A 15,291-nucleotide genomic window follows, 5' to 3' on the forward strand; every position below is an offset into this window, starting at 1 on the left:
ATGTCTGCGCAGCATGCCGTCACGGGCATCGGTCCTGGGGCCCGTCCGGGCCGTACCGCTTTCCGGCGGCCCGTATCCCCCACCGAGTGGTCCTATCTGGCCGCCGCCCGCCTGGGTGAGCTGCTGGTGCTCCAGCTGGTGATCGAGGGAACAGGACCGATCGACGCGCTGGACCTGAGCCGCGCCGTGGCACGGGCCTCGGCGTCCTGCCCGGGCTCGCGGCTGGTGCGCCGAGGCAGGATGTGGATCGACAGTGGGCTTCCGGCCCGGGTCGTCGTCGCCGATGGAGTGGGCTTCGACCGCCGTACGCTCACCGGCCTGCCCGAGTTGACCGGGCCGGTGGCCGAGGCCGAAGGCCGCTCGGGCTGTGAGGTCCTGCTTCTCACCGGCGAACCGAGCACCGTGGTGTTCCGCGTGTCCCATGCCGTGATGGACCTCAAGGGCGCGGCGATGTGGGCCGCCGAGGTCTTCCGCGCTCTGCGGGGTGAACCGCTGCACGGCGCCGCCGGCTCCCTGGCCGACTATCAACTGCTGGACGCGCTCGGCCGGACCGGGCAGCGGCCCCGCCTCGGGCTCGACCAGCGCTCGCCGTTGGCCGGCCGAGCGGGCAGCAGCTCGGTGTGGCGGCGGCGTACGGTACCCGGCCGGCACGCGGCGCTGGCCGCGAAGGTGGCCGCCGCGGTTGCCGGGTCCGTCGGCGGTTCCTCGGCCCGGATCATGGTCCCGGTGGATCTGCGGCGTCACGCCCCGACGGTGTCGTCGACGGCCAACCTGGCGCTGCCGGTGTTTCTCGACGTGCCGCCCGGCCAGGATGCGGATGCGGTGCACCGACGGTTGCTCAACGCCCTTGCCGCGCGGCAGGAGTTGGCAGCCGGCACGGAAGCCGCGCTGGCCCGGCTGCCACTGCCCGTGGCCGCAGGGCTGGTCGGCGCCTCGCGCACCGCCTCATCCGCACGCCACCGCTATCTTGCGTCGGCCATCGTGTCCAACGCCGGCCGACTGGCGCTCGGGGATTTCAGCACCGGTCAGTTCACGGCGGCGACCGTGTACGCCCTGCCGGTGCATGCGCCGCTGGTTCCCGTCAGCATCGCCCTGCTCGAACTGCCCGAGCACACCGAGCTGGTGGTCTCCGCCCGTGGGGCCGCGGACGCCGGCGAGCACTGCGAGGCGCTGCTGGACCGGATCGAGACCGCGCTGGCCTCGGCAGTACCGGCCTCGGCCGCGCCGCCGCCGGCCGAGCCTCGAAAGCCCGGTGCAGCTGACCTGCTCCTTGAACCCGGAGCTGACGGGCTACCGCCACTGGACACCACCGTGGTGCAGCTGTTCCGGGCGCAGGCCGCCGGGCGGCCGGACGCACCCGCCGTGATCGGCGACGGTCTCCCCTGGACGTACGGGGATCTGGACCGCCGCTCGGACGCCGTCGCGGCTTCGCTGCTGGCCCGAGGGGTCGAGCGCGGCGAGGTGGTCGGTGTGCTGGCGGACCGCTCGGCGCTCGGACTGGCCGGGGTCTTCGGTGTCCTCAAGGCGGGCGCCGCGTTCCTGCCGATGGACATGCGCAATCCGGCGCAGCGGGTCAAGGAACTGCTGCACGACGCACAGGTCCGCTTCTGTCTGACGGACGCGGCCTCGGCCGACCGTATGGAGGGAGCCGGCTGCACGACGATCCTCCTCGAGGACGTCACGAGCGACGACGCCACCGTGGACGCCCGGGCGGCGATCGCCGCCGCCGCTCCCGGACCGGACGATCTGGCGTACGTCATCTACACCTCGGGTTCCACCGGCAAGCCCAAGGGTGTGCAGATCGAGCACCGGAGCCTGGTCAACGTGGTCGGCTGGATAGCCCCGTTCCTGCGGTGCGACGAGCAGACCCGGGCCGCCTACTCCTTCTCGCCCGGCTTCGACCTGTCGATGATGCAGATCTTCCCGCCGCTGCTGCACGGTGGCGCCGTCGTACCGGTGCCCGGTGAGCTCGACCACGTCAAACTGCGGGAGATGTTCTCGGGGCGGCACGCCAACACCCTGGCCCTGACCCCGACCCACCTCGACCTTGCCGGGCGCCTCGGCCTGCGCCCGGCAGGAATCCGCGCGCTCCATCTCGGCGGCGAGAACCTCACCACGGCCACCAGCATGTGGGCACGCGACTCGTTCGGGGCCGACTGCCTGATCGTCAATATCTACGGCCCCACCGAGGCGACGGTGGCCTGTACCGTCGCCGTCGTCGGGGACGACGCCTCACGCGCGTCCACGCCGATCGGAGTGCCGGTGCACCGCACCTCTGTGGCGGTGCTCGACGAGCAGCGGCACGAAGTCGGTGACGGCGAGCTGGGCGAGCTGTATGTGACGGGTGTTCAACTGGCCCGTGGCTACCTCGGCCGTCCCGATCTGACGGCTGACCGCTTCCTCTACCTCCCCGACGGGCGGCGCGCCTACCGGACCGGCGATCTGGTGCAGCGACTGCCGGACGGGCAGCTCGAATACGCGGGCCGGATCGACGCACAGGTCAAGATCCGCGGTCACCGGGTCGAGCCGGCCGAGGTCGAGGCGGCGCTCACCGCGCTGCCGGACATCGCACAGGCCGCCGTGGTCGCCCGCCGCAGGCACCACACCGGCCCGCAGACGCTGTGTGCCTACGTGGTTCCCGCCGAGGGCTCGGTCATCCTCGACGAGGCAGCCGTACGTGCCGAGTTGGAGCGTTCGCTGCCCTCCCACCTTGTGCCCTCGGTGGTGTGTGCGGTGTCCGCGCTTCCGGAAACCGCCAGCGGCAAGACCGACCGCAACGCGCTGCCGAACCCTTTCGACGAGGCAGCCGCAGAGCCGACGACGGCACCTGATCCCGGGCCCGGCACAGCCGACGTGATTGCCGGGATCTGGTCGCGCGTCCTGCACTGCGACGCCGGCCGCCTCGACGCCTCCTCCGACTTCCACGCGCTGGGCGGCGACTCTCTCGCCGTACTGGAGATGCTGTCCGCACTCGGCGACGAACTGCTGGGACGGGCTGCCGAGCAGCAGTTCCTGACCCGGCTCGGGTCCCTGAGCGAGAATCTGACGCTCGGCCGCGTCGTCGAGACCGTCGAAGCGCTGAGGAGCACGTCGTGATCTTCGTCGGTGAGGGTGCGCTGCTCTGGCGCGCCGTACAGCACACGCTGGACAGCGGCCTGGCCGTCGACCTGGTCTGCAGCCCTGCCGTCGCGGGCGCGTCTCCGCCCGACGTGCCCTTCCTGAAGGTCGAGGACGTCAACACGGTCGCTGCCGAACTGGCAGACGCCGGCACGGACGGCCTCCTCTGGTCGGTCAACAACCGGATGATCTTCCGCGCTCCGGTCCTCTCCACCGGGCTGCGCATCCTTAACATCCACCATGGCCCGCTGCCTGCCTATCGAGGGCTGCCCGAGGTGGCTCTGGTGTACGCGATGCTGCGCGGCGAGCGCGAGTTCGCCGCGACACTCCACGAGGTTGACGCGGGCATCGACACGGGCCGCACCCTGGCCGCCGAGGCCTATCCGATCGGCCCGAACGACCCCTACCACGTGGTGCTGCGCCGGGGACTGCAAGCCTGCCACCACCTCTTCGAACGCTGCCTGCCCCTCGCCGCGGCCGACCCCGGCTGGACGGGCGAGCCCACCCGGCCCACGGGGACCGACGGTGGCGGCTACTTCGGCCGCAAGGCACTGGTTCGTCTGCCCGAGCACCGCAGCCACCCGGACTTCGGGCGCGCCACCGACCTGGGCTTCCTGGCCGGCTACCTCCCGGAGCTCGCTGCGGCACTGGCATGAGGCGGGGCGGCCGGCGACGGACACAGAATCGAGCATGAGGAAACACTCCTCACCGGATGGTCGTCGCCGCGGTCGAAGGCACCGTCGCCATGTGCCGCGCCAAGCGCAGCACCCAGCCGCTCGACCGCACCGCCGAACAACTCCAGGCGCTCGTCCTCAACGCGATCAACAACTGAAGTCCCGGCGGCGAAGACGGTCGCTCACCGCCTCACATCCCCGGTGGAAGATGCTCGGCCTTCCTAGTCGTCAAGGCTGCCCATGGTCAGGTTGACGATGGTTCCCGTCATCCCACTTGCCTTGTCGGAAGCCATGAAGACCGCCATGTTCGCCATCTCCTCGAGCGTCATGAGCCGTCGTGCGTGGGTCTTGCCGGCAAGGAACTCTTGCCACTGTTCCCAGGTCATTCCCGATGCCTCGGCGCGCGGTTCGAAGGCTTCCCTGATCGTGCGGGTCTCCGGCATGGCCTGTGGTCGCAGACCGACCACGCGAATGCCGTGCGGTGCGAGCTCGGCGGACAGATCTCGAGTGAGTGCCTCCTTGGCGGCCATCGCCGGACCGTAACCTCCCACCAACGCGATGCCCGTCCGGGAGTGAAGTGCGGTGACGGTCATGATCACCCCCGATCTCTGCGGAATCATGTGCCTTGCAGCCAGGCGCGCGGTCAGAAGGTAGGACCTCGTGTAGGTCGTGATCGGCAGGGAGAACTGCTCGACGTCCATCTCGACCAGAGGCACGCCCAGAATGGTCGTGTTCGGGATCCCGACCGCGTTGAACGAGATATCGACGCGTCCCGCCTTCTCGACGACGGACCGCAGATGCCTCTCCACAGCCTGCTCGTCGAGAGCGTCCACTTCCGCCGCCTCGGCGGATCCGCCGGCGGAAACGACCTCTTTGGCGACAACTTCGACAGGTGCCAGGTGGCGCCCGGCGAGAAAGAGACTGGCTCCCTCAGCCGCGAAGGCGCATGCGACAGCGCTGCCGATCGCACCTCCGGCTCCGTAGATCACCGCAACCTTGTCCTTCAGCATCATCTCGGGTTCCTTTCTGCCCCCGGGTGGTCACACCCTCCGCCCCGACATCCGGATCGTCCGAGCGGTCGAAGATGCAGACACCGCGATCTCGGGAAAGTGGGCGCCCACCAACCGCCCGGTTCGCCCCTCGGCCGGTGTCTGTACAGGATGGAAGTGCGACACGGTGCGGGAGCGACGTGAGGCGAGGGTGGAGTGGTGACAACCGAGCTGATCACCAGGGCGCGGGCCGGGGACGGCGAGGCGTTCCGGGAGCTGACCGAGCCGTACCGTCGGGAGCTGCTGGTGCACTGCTACCGCATGCTCGGCTCCCTGCAGGACGCCGAGGACGCCCTCCAGGACACGCTGGTGGCCGCCTGGCAGGGCCTTGGCGGGTTCGAGGGACGCGCCTCGATCCGCTCATGGCTGTACCGCATCGCCACCAACAGGTGCCTCAACGCACGTCGGTCGGCGAGCCGACGCCGGGCGCGGGAGTGGGACATGCCCCAGGTTGAACCCCCCGAGCCGACCCGGCTGGGCGAGATCGTATGGCTCGAGCCATTTCCCGACGCCCTCCTCGAGGGTGCGATCGACGTGCCGCTCGGTCCCGAGGCCCGGTATGAGCAGACCGAAACCATCTCCCTGGCCTTCGTGACTGCTCTTCAGGTCCTGCCGCCTCGCCAGCTCGCCGTGCTCATCCTGCGCGACGTCCTCGGATTCCACGCGAACGAGGTGGCCGACATGCTCGACTCGACCGTCGAGTCGGTCAACAGCGCCCTCAAACGGGCCCGCGCCGGCCTGCATCGCCGGCAGCCGTCGGCCGACGGGCGCGAACCGGCTCCCACCCCCGACGGGGCGGGCGAGCAGGCGCTCGTGTCGGAGTTCGTACGCGCCTACGAGTCCGGGGATCTGGAGGCGCTGATCGCCTTGCTCACCGACGACGTCTTCATCTCCATGCCACCGATTCCCCTCGAGTACGAGGGCCGCGACATCGTGTCCCGTCTCTTCGCCGGCATCTTCCACTCGGGCAGGAGGGTTGACCTCGTGCCGACGCGAGCCAATGGCCAGCCGGCGTTCGGGGCCTACCTCCGCGCCTCCACCGGCATACGCCATGGAACCGGCCTCTTCGTCCTCACCCTCACCGGCGACCGGATCTGCGCCTTCACGCGGTTCGACAACAGCGTGCTCCCATCGTTCGGGCTGCCGCGATCGCTTCCCAGCCGATAGGCATCCGCGTGCGCTCGGCGGCGCGGAAACCGCCCCAGCCCGACCACCAGGGCTCAGGACGACCGCATCGGCTGTCCTCGCAGGATCTCTCTGACGACCTGGGCAAGATGCGCGACGGCATGGGAAAGCGCCCCCACGGCAAGGGTTACTCCGGCGATGAGGACCCAGCCCGCCACCTCGTACGGCAGGCGTTCGGCGGCCACGGGAGGCGACTCGCTCTGCTCGGGCCCGTGGGACGGCTCCGCTTGCAACATGTCCCTCACGATCCTCAAAAGACCGGTGACGGCATGAGACAGCACTCCCACCGCCATGGTTGTGACACCGATCAGGATCCAGCCGCCTCGTGTGAACCCCCCTTGAGTCTGCAGCGGAGCCGTCGTCCCCCGATGACGGATATGGGGCATGCGGTTCGCCTCCTTCAGCGGGCACCGTCTTCACATCCGCGACGGCAGACGGAGACACCTACATCTCAGGATCGCGGTGAGGGGGGTTCGCGAAATCGCCCGCAGCGGGTGATCCTGCGGGGTGGCCGCCGCCCCCTGGTGGCGGGAGGTACCCGGCGCCGACTGGCGACGCGGCCGCGTACTGCGCCTGGGCCGGGGTGCGGCTGCCCACCGAGACGGAGTGGGAATACGCGGCCCGGGGCGGGCTGGAGGGCGAGCCGTACCCCTGGGGCGCCGAACTCCGGCCCGGCGGACGACATGCCATGAACGTCTGGAACGGCTCCTTCCCCGACCACAACACCCTGGACGACGGCTACCTGGGCACCTGCCCGGTCGGCACCTTCGCCCCCAACGGCCATGGCCTGCACAACATGACCGGCAACGTCTGGGAATGGACTGCCGACTGGTTCCATCCCGCGTGGCACGCCTCCGGCCCGCGCGAGGACCCCGCAGGTCCGGCTTCGGGCACGGCCCGCGCCCTGCGCGGCGGCTCCTATCTGTGCCACGCCTCCTACTGCCGCCGCTACCGGGTCTCGGCCCGGATGCCGAACACCCCGGAGTCCTCTACCGGCAACATCGGCTTCCGCTGCGCCGGCCCCGCCCCTGACAGCAACCTGTCGAAATGACGGCCTGCTGTCGCGTTGGAGCCGCCCCGACCCGTGCGTGATCGGCCACAAGTTACCCAAAGGTATGTAGTGACTTCATGCACAAGCAGCAGTAGAACGTGTTCCCATTCGTCAAAGAGTGAGGAACATCACATGAGTGAAACTACCGTGCATCGTACGGGTTCCAACGACGTTTCGCGCCGCCGATTCATCGCTGGAACCAGTTCTATTCTTGGCGCCGTGGTGCTCGCCGGTCACGCCACCGGAGCCCAGGCGCAGGCCGCCTCCGCAGCCGCCACGATCGACACCGGAGCCCACGTCCCCGTCCTCGTGATCGGTACCGGATACGGCGGTTCCGTAGCCGCTCTGCGGCTCGCCCAGGGCGGCGTCGACGTGCACATGGTCGAGATGGGGATGTCCTGGGACACCCCGGGTTCCGACGGCAAGATCTTCGCCAACACGACCAAACCTGATAAACGCTCATACTGGCTCCGCACCAGAACGAAGCAACCCATCAGCAACTTCCTCGGCTTCCCGCTCGACAAGGACGTCCCCCGCTACACCGGGATCCTGGACGCCGAGGAGATGGGCGGCATCATCGTCTACCAGGGCCGCGGCGTCGGCGGCGGTTCGCTGGTCAATGGCGGTATGGCGGTGACGCCCAGGCGCGAGAACTTCCCTGCCGTCCTGCCCTCGGTGAACGCCGACGAGATGTACGGCACCTACTACCCGCGCGCCAACGCGGGGCTCGGGGTCAGCGTCGTCGACCCGGCCTGGTTCGAGACCGCCGAGTGCTACCAGTACGCCCGGGTGGGCCGTAGGCACGCCCAGCGCTCGGGCTTCCCGTTCGTGTTCGTGCCCGACGTGTACGACTGGGACTACATGAAGCAGGAAGCCGCCGGGACCGTCCCCAAGTCGGCCCTGATCGGCGAGATCCTGTACGGCAACAACTACGGCAAGAAGTCGCTGGAGAAGACCTATCTCGCTCAGGCCAGAGCGACCGGCAGAGTCACCATCTCGCCGCTGCACAAGGTCACTTCGGTCGCCCCCGCCGCCGGCGGCGGCTACACGGTCGTCATCGAGGAGATCAACACCACCGGAGACACCACGGCCACCAAGACCGTGACCGCGGACAGGGTGTTCTTCGCGGCCGGCAGTGTCGGCACGAGCAAGCTGCTGACCAAGCTCAAGGCAACCGGCCTACTGCCGAACCTGAACAGCGAGATCGGCAAAGGCTGGGGCGACAACGGAAACGTCATGTGCGGCCGCGCCAACCACCTGTGGGATCCGACCGGCAAGCTCCAGTCGTCCATTCCCTGTTCCGGCATCGACAACTGGGCCGCCGGCGGGGCGTTCGCCGAGGTCGCGCCGCTGCCGACCGGGATCGAGACCTACGCCTCCTTCTATCTGTCGATCACCAAGAACCCGAACCGAGCCCAGTTCTCCTGGAACCCCGCGACAGGGAAGGTCGACCTGAACTGGCAGACCGCCTGGAAGCAGCCGTCCATCGACATGGCCAAGACGATCTTCGACAAGATCAACGCGAGGGAAGGGACGATCTACCGGACCGACCTGTTCGGCACCTACAAGATCTGGGGCGACCACCTCACGTACCACCCCCTCGGCGGCGCGGTGCTGAACAAGGCCACCGACAACTACGGGCGCCTCCACGGCTATCAGGGCCTGTACGTCATCGACGGCTCGCTGATCCCCGGCAACACCAGCGTCAACCCGTTCGTCACCATCACGGCGCTCGCCGAACGGAACATCGAGACGATCATCGCCAACGACCTGTAACGACTGCCTGGTGACGGCGAGTTCACGGCCTCAGTGCCCGGGCAGTACGCACACGGCGTCAAGACCCAGCACATGGTTGAGCCGGCCGAACGCCAGCCAGGAGCCGATGCTCATGCTCAGCTCCACGATCTCCCGCTGGCTGTAGTGCGCGGTCATCCGCGTCCAGAACTCCTCGTCGAGGCCGTGGTGATCCAGGGCGTACCGTTCGGCGTACTCCGCGGCCAGCCGGGTGCGGTCGTCGAAAGCGCCGGTCGTACGCCACTGGGTCACCGCGTCCGCGAACTCCTCCTCGACCTTCTGTCCGTCCCGGTCGGTCCGCCAGTCGAGGCAGAACAGGCACCCGTTGATCTGGGCGATCCGCAGCCGCGCGGCCTCGAACTCACGCAGTCCCAGGGTCGTGTGCTCGTACACCGAGAGCGAGAAGTTCGCGGCGGCCAGTCCTATGCTGGGGACCATCTCGCCCCACACGTATCCGATCGGCTCCTGGCCCTCGGGGATGTCGATGTTCATCGTGGTCTCCTTCCGAGCTTGCCGACAGCGGGGAGCAGCGGGACGTCGAGCGCGTCGTAGAGTCCGGGTTCCGCGGCCACGAGCCAGTCGATGGCGCTCACCAGCCGGCCGACCGCGGTGGCGTTGCCTCCCGCGGACCTGTTCTCGCCCTCGTCGGTGGCCTCGATCGTGACCTCGATGCGCGGGCGGCCCTCGATGATCACCCGGTGCGCCCCGGTGCCGTCGGGCGGCATCGGCCAGTCCGGGGCGCAGGAGGGGTGGATACGGGTGACGTGCTCGATGACGATGCGGGGTTCGCCCCCGACGATGCCCTGCACCTCGAAGCGCACCGCACCCTGGGTGCCTGCCTCGAACTCCCCCATCGTCCTGGTGCTCACGGTTGCGTCGAGCGCGCGGCGGTCCAAGGTCTCGCGGATGTCGTCGAGTTCGACGCCGAGGGCCCTGGCCATCAGCCGTATCTGCCCGCCCCACACCATGGTCGGGATGCTCGGCGCGAGCATCATCGGCTGGTAGTCCATCGGCTGGCCCATCCCGACCAGGTACCGGACCGAATCTTCCTGCTCGTACGTGGAGTAGTCGAAGATCTCCTGGCAGCGGATGACGTCCACGGTGGAGCCGAGCCCGCTGATGAGCAACGGCAGTACGTCGTTGCCCCAGCCGGGGTCGACACCGGAGACGAACAGCGAGCCGCCGCCGTCCGCCACGGCGGCGAGCAATGGTTCCCTCAGCTCCGCCGGAGCGTTGCGCTGGTCGTAGAGCCCGTACATCGCCGGGGTGACGACGACGGCTCCGGCCCGGATCGCTCGGAGGATGTCCGCGAGCGCGTCGTCGGGGCGGATGTCGCCGGACGCCGCGTACACCACCGCGCCGGGACCGGCGGCCAGCACCCCGTCGCTGTCGTCGGTGGCGGCAACCCCCAACTCATGGGTGAGCCCGCCGAGTTCGCCCGCGTCCCTGCCGACCTTGTCGGGGTTGCGGACGAGTACGGCCGCGAGTTTCAGTGCCGGATGGGCATCGACAGCACGGATGGCCGCACGTCCGACATTGCCGGTACCCCAGACAACCGTGGAAATCATGCGCGGAGGGTAGCGAGGGGGCCTGTCAGTTCATAGTGCCGTGACCGGAAAAGCCGGCATCGCCGGTGTCGGCGGCCCTGCTGGGAGGACCGGCCTGCCACCCCCCGCTCGTACGGAGGGCCCGATCCGAGGGCCGCGCATGGGCGAGCTAACCTGACCAGCCGAAACCCTTACGGCCACGATGCATTCGCTGACCGGGCCGTCCCATCGATGGCTGTCCTTTTGCTTACGACAGGAGTACCAGGTGGCCACCCCCACCCCTGCGGCTTCAGATTCCGCTTCCACCCCACGTCGGCGCCTGCGCGCATGGATGCTGGAGGGCCTGTCGGACATGGCCAGGCACCAGCAGGGAACGCAGGCCAAGACGGAGCCCGAGCACAAGGGGCAGCGGTGGTGGCGGGTGATGTGCCTGACCGGCGTCGACTACTTCTCCACGCTGGGCTATCAGCCGGGCATCGCCGCGCTCGCGGCCGGGCTGTTGTCGCCGGTGGCCACGATCGTGCTGGTGATCGTGACCCTGGCGGGCGCGCTGCCGGTGTACCGGCGGGTGGCGCAGGAGAGTCCGCACGGTGAGGGCTCGATCGCCATGCTGGAGCGCCTGCTGTCGTTCTGGAAGGGCAAGCTTTTCGTTCTGACCCTGCTCGGCTTCGCGGCCACCGACTTCCTGATCACCATCACCCTGTCGGCGGCGGACGCCTCCACGCACCTGGTGGAGAATCCGCATGTGCCCAGCCTGCTGCATGGACAGCAGTTGGTCGTCACCCTGGTCCTGGTCGCCCTGCTGGGGGCGGTGTTCCTCAAGGGCTTCCTGGAGGCGATCGGCGTAGCCGTCGCCCTGGTCGGCGTGTACTTGGCCCTCAACGCGGTCGTCGTGGTGGTGGGCCTGTGGCACGTCGCCACCGCCTCGCACGTGGTCACCGACTGGTCCAGCGCCCTGACCGCCGAACACGGCAACGTGGTGGCCATGGTCGGCGTGTCGCTGCTGGTCTTTCCCAAGCTGGCGCTCGGCCTGTCCGGCTTCGAGACCGGCGTGGCGGTCATGCCGCACGTCGAGGGCGAGGCCGGCGAAACCGAGGAGAAGCCCGCAGGGCGTATCCGCGGCACGAAGACGCTGCTCACCACCGCCGCCCTGATCATGAGCGTGTTCCTCATCGCCACCAGCTTCATCACCACCCTGCTCATCCCGGAGAAGGACTTCGAGCCGGGCGGCGAGGCCAACGGGCGCGCGCTCGCGTATCTGGCGCACAAATACCTCGGAGACGGGTTCGGCACCGTCTACGACGTCGCGACCATCGCCATCCTGTGGTTCGCCGGTGCCTCCGCCATGGCCGGCCTGCTGAACCTGATGCCGCGCTATCTGCCCCGCTACGGCATGGCCCCGCACTGGGCGCGCGCCGTACGCCCCATGGTGATCGTCTTCATTCTCGTGGCGTTCCTCGTCACCTGGATCTTCGACGCCGATGTCGACGCCCAGGGCGGCGCCTACGCGACCGGCGTGCTCGTGTTGATCTGCTCCGCGGCAATCGCGGTGACCATCGCCGCCCGCCGCGCCGGCCAGCGCAACTGGACCATCGGCTTCGCCGTGATCTCGGCGGTCTTCCTCTACACCACCGTGGTCAACGTCATCGAGCGGCCCGACGGTGTGAAGATCGGCGCCTGCTTCATCGCGGGCATCATCATCGTCTCGCTGATGTCCCGGCTCGCCCGCGCCTTCGAACTGCGCGTCACGCACGTCGCTCTGGACAACATGGCCGAGCGCTTCGTGCGCGACATCGCCAACCGCCGGATCCGGTTCATCGCCAATGAGCCCGACCGCCGCGATGTCGCCGAGTACCGCGACAAGATCAACCAGATCCGGGCCGACAACGACGTCCCGGCCCAGGACGACTTCATCTTCGTCGAGGTCACCGTCCTCGACCCCTCGGAGTTCGAGGCCGGTCTGAACGTACGCGGTGAGGTGCTGCACGACCGCTACCGCATCCTGACCCTGGAAAGCTCCTCCATCCCCAACGCACTGGCCGCACTGCTCCTGTACGTACGCGACGCCACAGGACAGCGCCCGCACATCTACTTCGAGTGGACCGAGGGCAACCCCTTCGCCAACTTCCTCCGCTTCTTCCTCTTCGGCCAGGGCGAGGTCGCCCCGGTCACTCGCGAAGTCCTGCGCGAGGCCGAACCCGACCGGTCGAGACGGCCCCGCGTCCACGTCGGCTGAGGCGAGGACGAAACGGCAGGTCGTAGCCGGAGGACGAACTCTCCGTCTGCGGGGCGGAACCCTTCAAGACGTGGCTTTCGCCGAGAGGTTGGGGCGGACCCTCGGACGGACGGCCGCGGCGGGCAGCGACAGGACCATGGTCATGCCGCCGCCGGGGGTGTCCTCTGCGGTGAGCGTGCCGCCGATCGTCTCGGCGAAGCCGCGGGCGACCGCAAGACCGAGGCCGACTCCGGCGCCGCGCGGGGCGTCGCCGTAGCGCTGGAAGGGCGCGAAGATACGGTCCTTCGCCTCATCGGGGACGCCGGGGCCGCGGTCCGTCACCCGGACTTCCACGCGGTCGGCGATCGCGCTGGCCGACACCACCACGGCCTCGCCGTCGGGGGCGTACTTGACGGCGTTCTCGACGATGTTGGCGACCGTGCGCTCCAGCAGGCCCGGGTCGATCGCGACCATCGGCAGGTCCTCGGGGATGTCGAGGACGACGCTGTCCTCCGGTACGCCGAGGAGTGCCATCGGGACGACTTCGTCGAGGTCGATCTCCCGGATGAGCGGGGTGACGGTGCCGGTCTGGAGGCGGGACATGTCGAGGAGGTTGCCGACCAGGTGGTCGAGCCGGTCAGCGCCTTCCTCGATGCCTTGGAGGAGCTCGGCGCGGTCCTCCTCGGACCACTCCACGTCGTCGGACCTGAGCGAGGAGACGGCGGCCTTGATGCCGGCCAGCGGTGTCCGCAGGTCATGGCTGACGGAGGCGAGCAGGGCGGTGCGGATGCGGTTGCCCTCGGCGAGTTCGCGGGCCTGTTCGGCCACACCGAGCAGGCGCTGGCGGTCGAGTACGACGGCGGCCTGGGCGGCGAAGGCGGAGAGCACGCGGCGGTCCTCGGCGGGCAGGACCCGGCCGAAGAGCGCGAGCGCCATGTGGTCGCCGACGGGCATGTCGACGTCCGCGTCCTCGGGGCGCGCGAGCGGGCGGCTCGTGCCGACGCTGCCGGTGCAGGTCCAGGGTTCGACGTCGCTCTCGCGCTCCAGCAGGGCCACGGATTCCATGTTGAAGGTCTCGCGGACCTGCTCCAGGAGCGATTCCAGGCTCGACTCACCGCGCAGCACGTTGCCCGCGAGGAAGGAGAGGATCTCGGACTCGGCGCGCAGCCGGGCGGCCTGATGGGTGCGGCGGGCGGCCAGGTCCACGACGGAGGCGACCGAGACGGCCACCGCGATGAAGATCACGATGGCGACGATGTTCTTGGGGTCCGCGATGGTGAGCTTGTGCAGCGGAGGCGTGAAGTAGTAGTTCAGCAGCAGCGAACCCCAGGCGACGGAGGCCAGTGCCGGGAGGAGCCCGCCGACCATGGCCGTGGCCACCGTCAGCGTCAGGAACAGCAGCATGTCGTTGGCAAGGCCGACGTCGGGGGCGATGCCGTCGAGCAGGAGAGTCAGCAGTACGGGGCCGATGACGCCGACGAGCCAGCCCCAGATGATCCGGGCGCGGCCGAGGCGGGCGCCGCGGGCTACGGGCAGGCCCCGGCCCTTGGCCGCCTCTTCGTGGGTGACGATGTGGACGTCGAGGTCGGGTCCCGATTCGCGGGCGACGGTCGCGCTCACGCCGGGGCCGAAGGCGTACTGCCAGGTCCTGCGGCGGCTGACGCCGAGCACGATCTGGGTGGCGTTCACCCCGCGCGCGAAGTCGAGCAGTGCGGAGGGGACGTCGTCGCCGATGACGTGGTGGAAGGTGCCGCCAAGGTCCTCGATCAGCGTTCGCTGGACGGCGAGTTCCTTGGGGGATGCGGAGCTGAGCCCGTCGCTGCGGGCGATGTAGACCGCCAGCACCTCGCCTCCGGCGCCCTTCTCGGCCAGGCGGGCGGCGCGGCGGATGAGGGTGCGGCCCTCGGGTCCGCCGGTGAGGCCGACGACGATGCGTTCTCGGGAGCCCCAGATCTTGGAGACCCGGTGTTCGGTGCGGTACTCCTGCAGGTATTCGTCGACCCGGTCTGCCGTCCAGAGCAGTGCCAGCTCGCGCAGCGCGGTGAGGTTGCCGGGCCGGAAGTAGTTGGACAGGGCAGCGTCGACCTTGTCCGGCTTGTAGATGTTGCCGTGGGCCATGCGGCGGCGCAGCGCCTGGGGCGACATGTCGACCAGCTCTATCTGGTCGGCGCGGCGTACGACTTCGTCGGGCACGGTCTCCCGCTGGCGTACGCCCGTGATCGACTCCACCACGTCACCGAGCGATTCGAGGTGCTGGATGTTGACCGTGGAGACGACGTCGATACCGGCGTGGAGCAGCTCTTCCACGTCCTGCCAGCGCTTGGCGTTGCGGGAGCCCGGCACATTGGTGTGGGCGAGTTCGTCCACGAGCGCGACGGCCGGACGGCGCTCCAGCACCGCGTCGACGTCCATCTCGGTGAAGACGGTGTCCCGGTACTCGATCTCGCGGCGCTGAATCTGCTCGAGGCCGTGCAGCATCACTTCGGTGCGGGGCCGGTTGTGGTGTTCCACGAACGCGACCACACAGTCGGTGCCCCGCTCGATCCGGCGGTGCGCCTCGGAAAGCATCGCGTACGTCTTGCCCACGCCCGGCGCCGCGCCGAGGTAGATCCGGAGCTTGCCGCGTCCCATGGTTCCGATCTTTGCAGTCGAATGGCTG

The 15,291-nt window shown here is 69.2% G+C and carries 12 protein-coding genes; 7 read left to right on the forward strand and 5 right to left on the reverse strand.

Going from position 1 to position 15,291, the window contains the following annotated elements:
* The 3 genes from OHA61_RS01905 to OHA61_RS01915 are packed head-to-tail and all read left to right on the forward strand — an operon-like array spanning position 1 to position 3,949.
* Positions 1-3,096 carry a non-ribosomal peptide synthetase gene (locus tag OHA61_RS01905; RefSeq protein ID WP_406301360.1) on the forward strand — a complete coding sequence of 1,032 codons (3,096 nt, stop codon included), beginning with the start codon at positions 1-3 and terminating at the stop codon, positions 3,094-3,096.
* Positions 3,093-3,773, forward strand: coding sequence for a formyltransferase family protein (locus tag OHA61_RS01910; RefSeq protein ID WP_406301361.1), 681 nt, complete (start codon positions 3,093-3,095; stop codon positions 3,771-3,773). Before OHA61_RS01905 ends, OHA61_RS01910 begins: the two co-directional genes overlap by 4 nt.
* A 56-nt stretch (positions 3,774-3,829) precedes the next feature.
* The gene (locus OHA61_RS01915; RefSeq protein WP_406301362.1) at positions 3,830-3,949 is read left to right on the forward strand and encodes a hypothetical protein; all 120 of its coding nucleotides are present in this window, start codon (positions 3,830-3,832) and stop codon (positions 3,947-3,949) included.
* 63 nt (positions 3,950-4,012) lie between these two features.
* On the opposite strand, the gene OHA61_RS01920 is transcribed toward OHA61_RS01915, so the two are convergent.
* Positions 4,013-4,804 (reverse strand): SDR family NAD(P)-dependent oxidoreductase, encoded by a 792-nt coding sequence (locus tag OHA61_RS01920; protein ID WP_406301363.1) that lies wholly within the window; start codon positions 4,802-4,804, stop codon positions 4,013-4,015.
* Between the two features lie 195 nt (positions 4,805-4,999).
* On the opposite strand from OHA61_RS01920, the gene OHA61_RS01925 reads away from it, so the two are divergent.
* Complete coding sequence (locus OHA61_RS01925) at positions 5,000-6,007, forward strand: sigma-70 family RNA polymerase sigma factor (protein WP_406301364.1); 1,008 nt, start codon at positions 5,000-5,002, stop codon at positions 6,005-6,007.
* A 53-nt stretch (positions 6,008-6,060) separates the two neighbouring features.
* Here OHA61_RS01925 and OHA61_RS01930 read toward each other — a convergent pair whose 3' ends face one another.
* Entirely contained in the window at positions 6,061-6,261 is a 201-nt protein-coding gene (locus tag OHA61_RS01930) for a hypothetical protein (RefSeq protein ID WP_406301365.1), read from the reverse strand.
* Positions 6,262-6,608: 347 nt separating this feature from the next.
* Here OHA61_RS01930 and OHA61_RS01935 point away from each other — a divergent pair, with 347 nt between their 5' ends.
* Positions 6,609-7,076 carry a formylglycine-generating enzyme family protein gene (locus OHA61_RS01935; protein ID WP_406301366.1) on the forward strand — a complete coding sequence of 156 codons (468 nt, stop codon included), beginning with the start codon at positions 6,609-6,611 and terminating at the stop codon, positions 7,074-7,076.
* Between the two features lie 132 nt (positions 7,077-7,208).
* Positions 7,209-8,852 (forward strand): GMC oxidoreductase, encoded by a 1,644-nt coding sequence (locus OHA61_RS01940; protein WP_406301367.1) that lies wholly within the window; start codon positions 7,209-7,211, stop codon positions 8,850-8,852.
* 30 nt (positions 8,853-8,882) lie between these two features.
* Here the strand turns inward: OHA61_RS01940 and OHA61_RS01945 are convergent, their stop codons facing one another.
* Complete coding sequence (locus OHA61_RS01945; RefSeq protein WP_406301368.1) at positions 8,883-9,362, reverse strand: carboxymuconolactone decarboxylase family protein; 480 nt, start codon at positions 9,360-9,362, stop codon at positions 8,883-8,885.
* The gene (locus tag OHA61_RS01950; protein WP_406301369.1) at positions 9,359-10,438 is read right to left on the reverse strand and encodes a dihydrodipicolinate reductase; all 1,080 of its coding nucleotides are present in this window, start codon (positions 10,436-10,438) and stop codon (positions 9,359-9,361) included. The genes OHA61_RS01945 and OHA61_RS01950 overlap by 4 nt, the downstream gene beginning before the upstream one ends.
* A gap of 331 nt (positions 10,439-10,769) precedes the next feature.
* Between OHA61_RS01950 and OHA61_RS01955 the strand changes: the two genes are divergently transcribed.
* The gene (locus tag OHA61_RS01955) at positions 10,770-12,653 is read left to right on the forward strand and encodes an amino acid transporter (protein ID WP_406301370.1); all 1,884 of its coding nucleotides are present in this window, start codon (positions 10,770-10,772) and stop codon (positions 12,651-12,653) included.
* A gap of 63 nt (positions 12,654-12,716) precedes the next feature.
* Here OHA61_RS01955 and OHA61_RS01960 read toward each other — a convergent pair whose 3' ends face one another.
* Positions 12,717-15,263 carry an ATP-binding protein gene (locus tag OHA61_RS01960; protein ID WP_406301371.1) on the reverse strand — a complete coding sequence of 849 codons (2,547 nt, stop codon included), beginning with the start codon at positions 15,261-15,263 and terminating at the stop codon, positions 12,717-12,719.
* Positions 15,264-15,291 lie beyond the last annotated feature (28 nt).

It is taken from the genome of Streptomyces sp. NBC_00885, from assembly GCF_045207475.1.
In the GTDB taxonomy this organism is placed as follows: Bacteria; Actinomycetota; Actinomycetes; order Streptomycetales; family Streptomycetaceae; genus Streptomyces.

Bases quoted from the DNA above. Each gene is read 5' to 3' on its own strand.
- OHA61_RS01905 (WP_406301360.1), top strand. From the start codon at position 1: ATGTCTGCGCAGCATGCCGTCACGGGCATCGGTCCTGGGGCCCGTCCG.
- OHA61_RS01915 (WP_406301362.1), top strand. From the start codon at position 3,830: ATGGTCGTCGCCGCGGTCGAAGGCACCGTCGCCATGTGCCGCGCCAAG.
- OHA61_RS01920 (WP_406301363.1), bottom strand. From the start codon at position 4,804: ATGATGCTGAAGGACAAGGTTGCGGTGATCTACGGAGCCGGAGGTGCG.
- OHA61_RS01930 (WP_406301365.1), bottom strand. From the start codon at position 6,261: ATGTTGCAAGCGGAGCCGTCCCACGGGCCCGAGCAGAGCGAGTCGCCT.
- OHA61_RS01940 (WP_406301367.1), top strand. From the start codon at position 7,209: ATGAGTGAAACTACCGTGCATCGTACGGGTTCCAACGACGTTTCGCGC.
- OHA61_RS01945 (WP_406301368.1), bottom strand. From the start codon at position 9,362: ATGAACATCGACATCCCCGAGGGCCAGGAGCCGATCGGATACGTGTGG.
- OHA61_RS01950 (WP_406301369.1), bottom strand. From the start codon at position 10,438: ATGATTTCCACGGTTGTCTGGGGTACCGGCAATGTCGGACGTGCGGCC.
- OHA61_RS01955 (WP_406301370.1), top strand. From the start codon at position 10,770: ATGGCCAGGCACCAGCAGGGAACGCAGGCCAAGACGGAGCCCGAGCAC.
- OHA61_RS01960 (WP_406301371.1), bottom strand. From the start codon at position 15,263: ATGGGACGCGGCAAGCTCCGGATCTACCTCGGCGCGGCGCCGGGCGTG.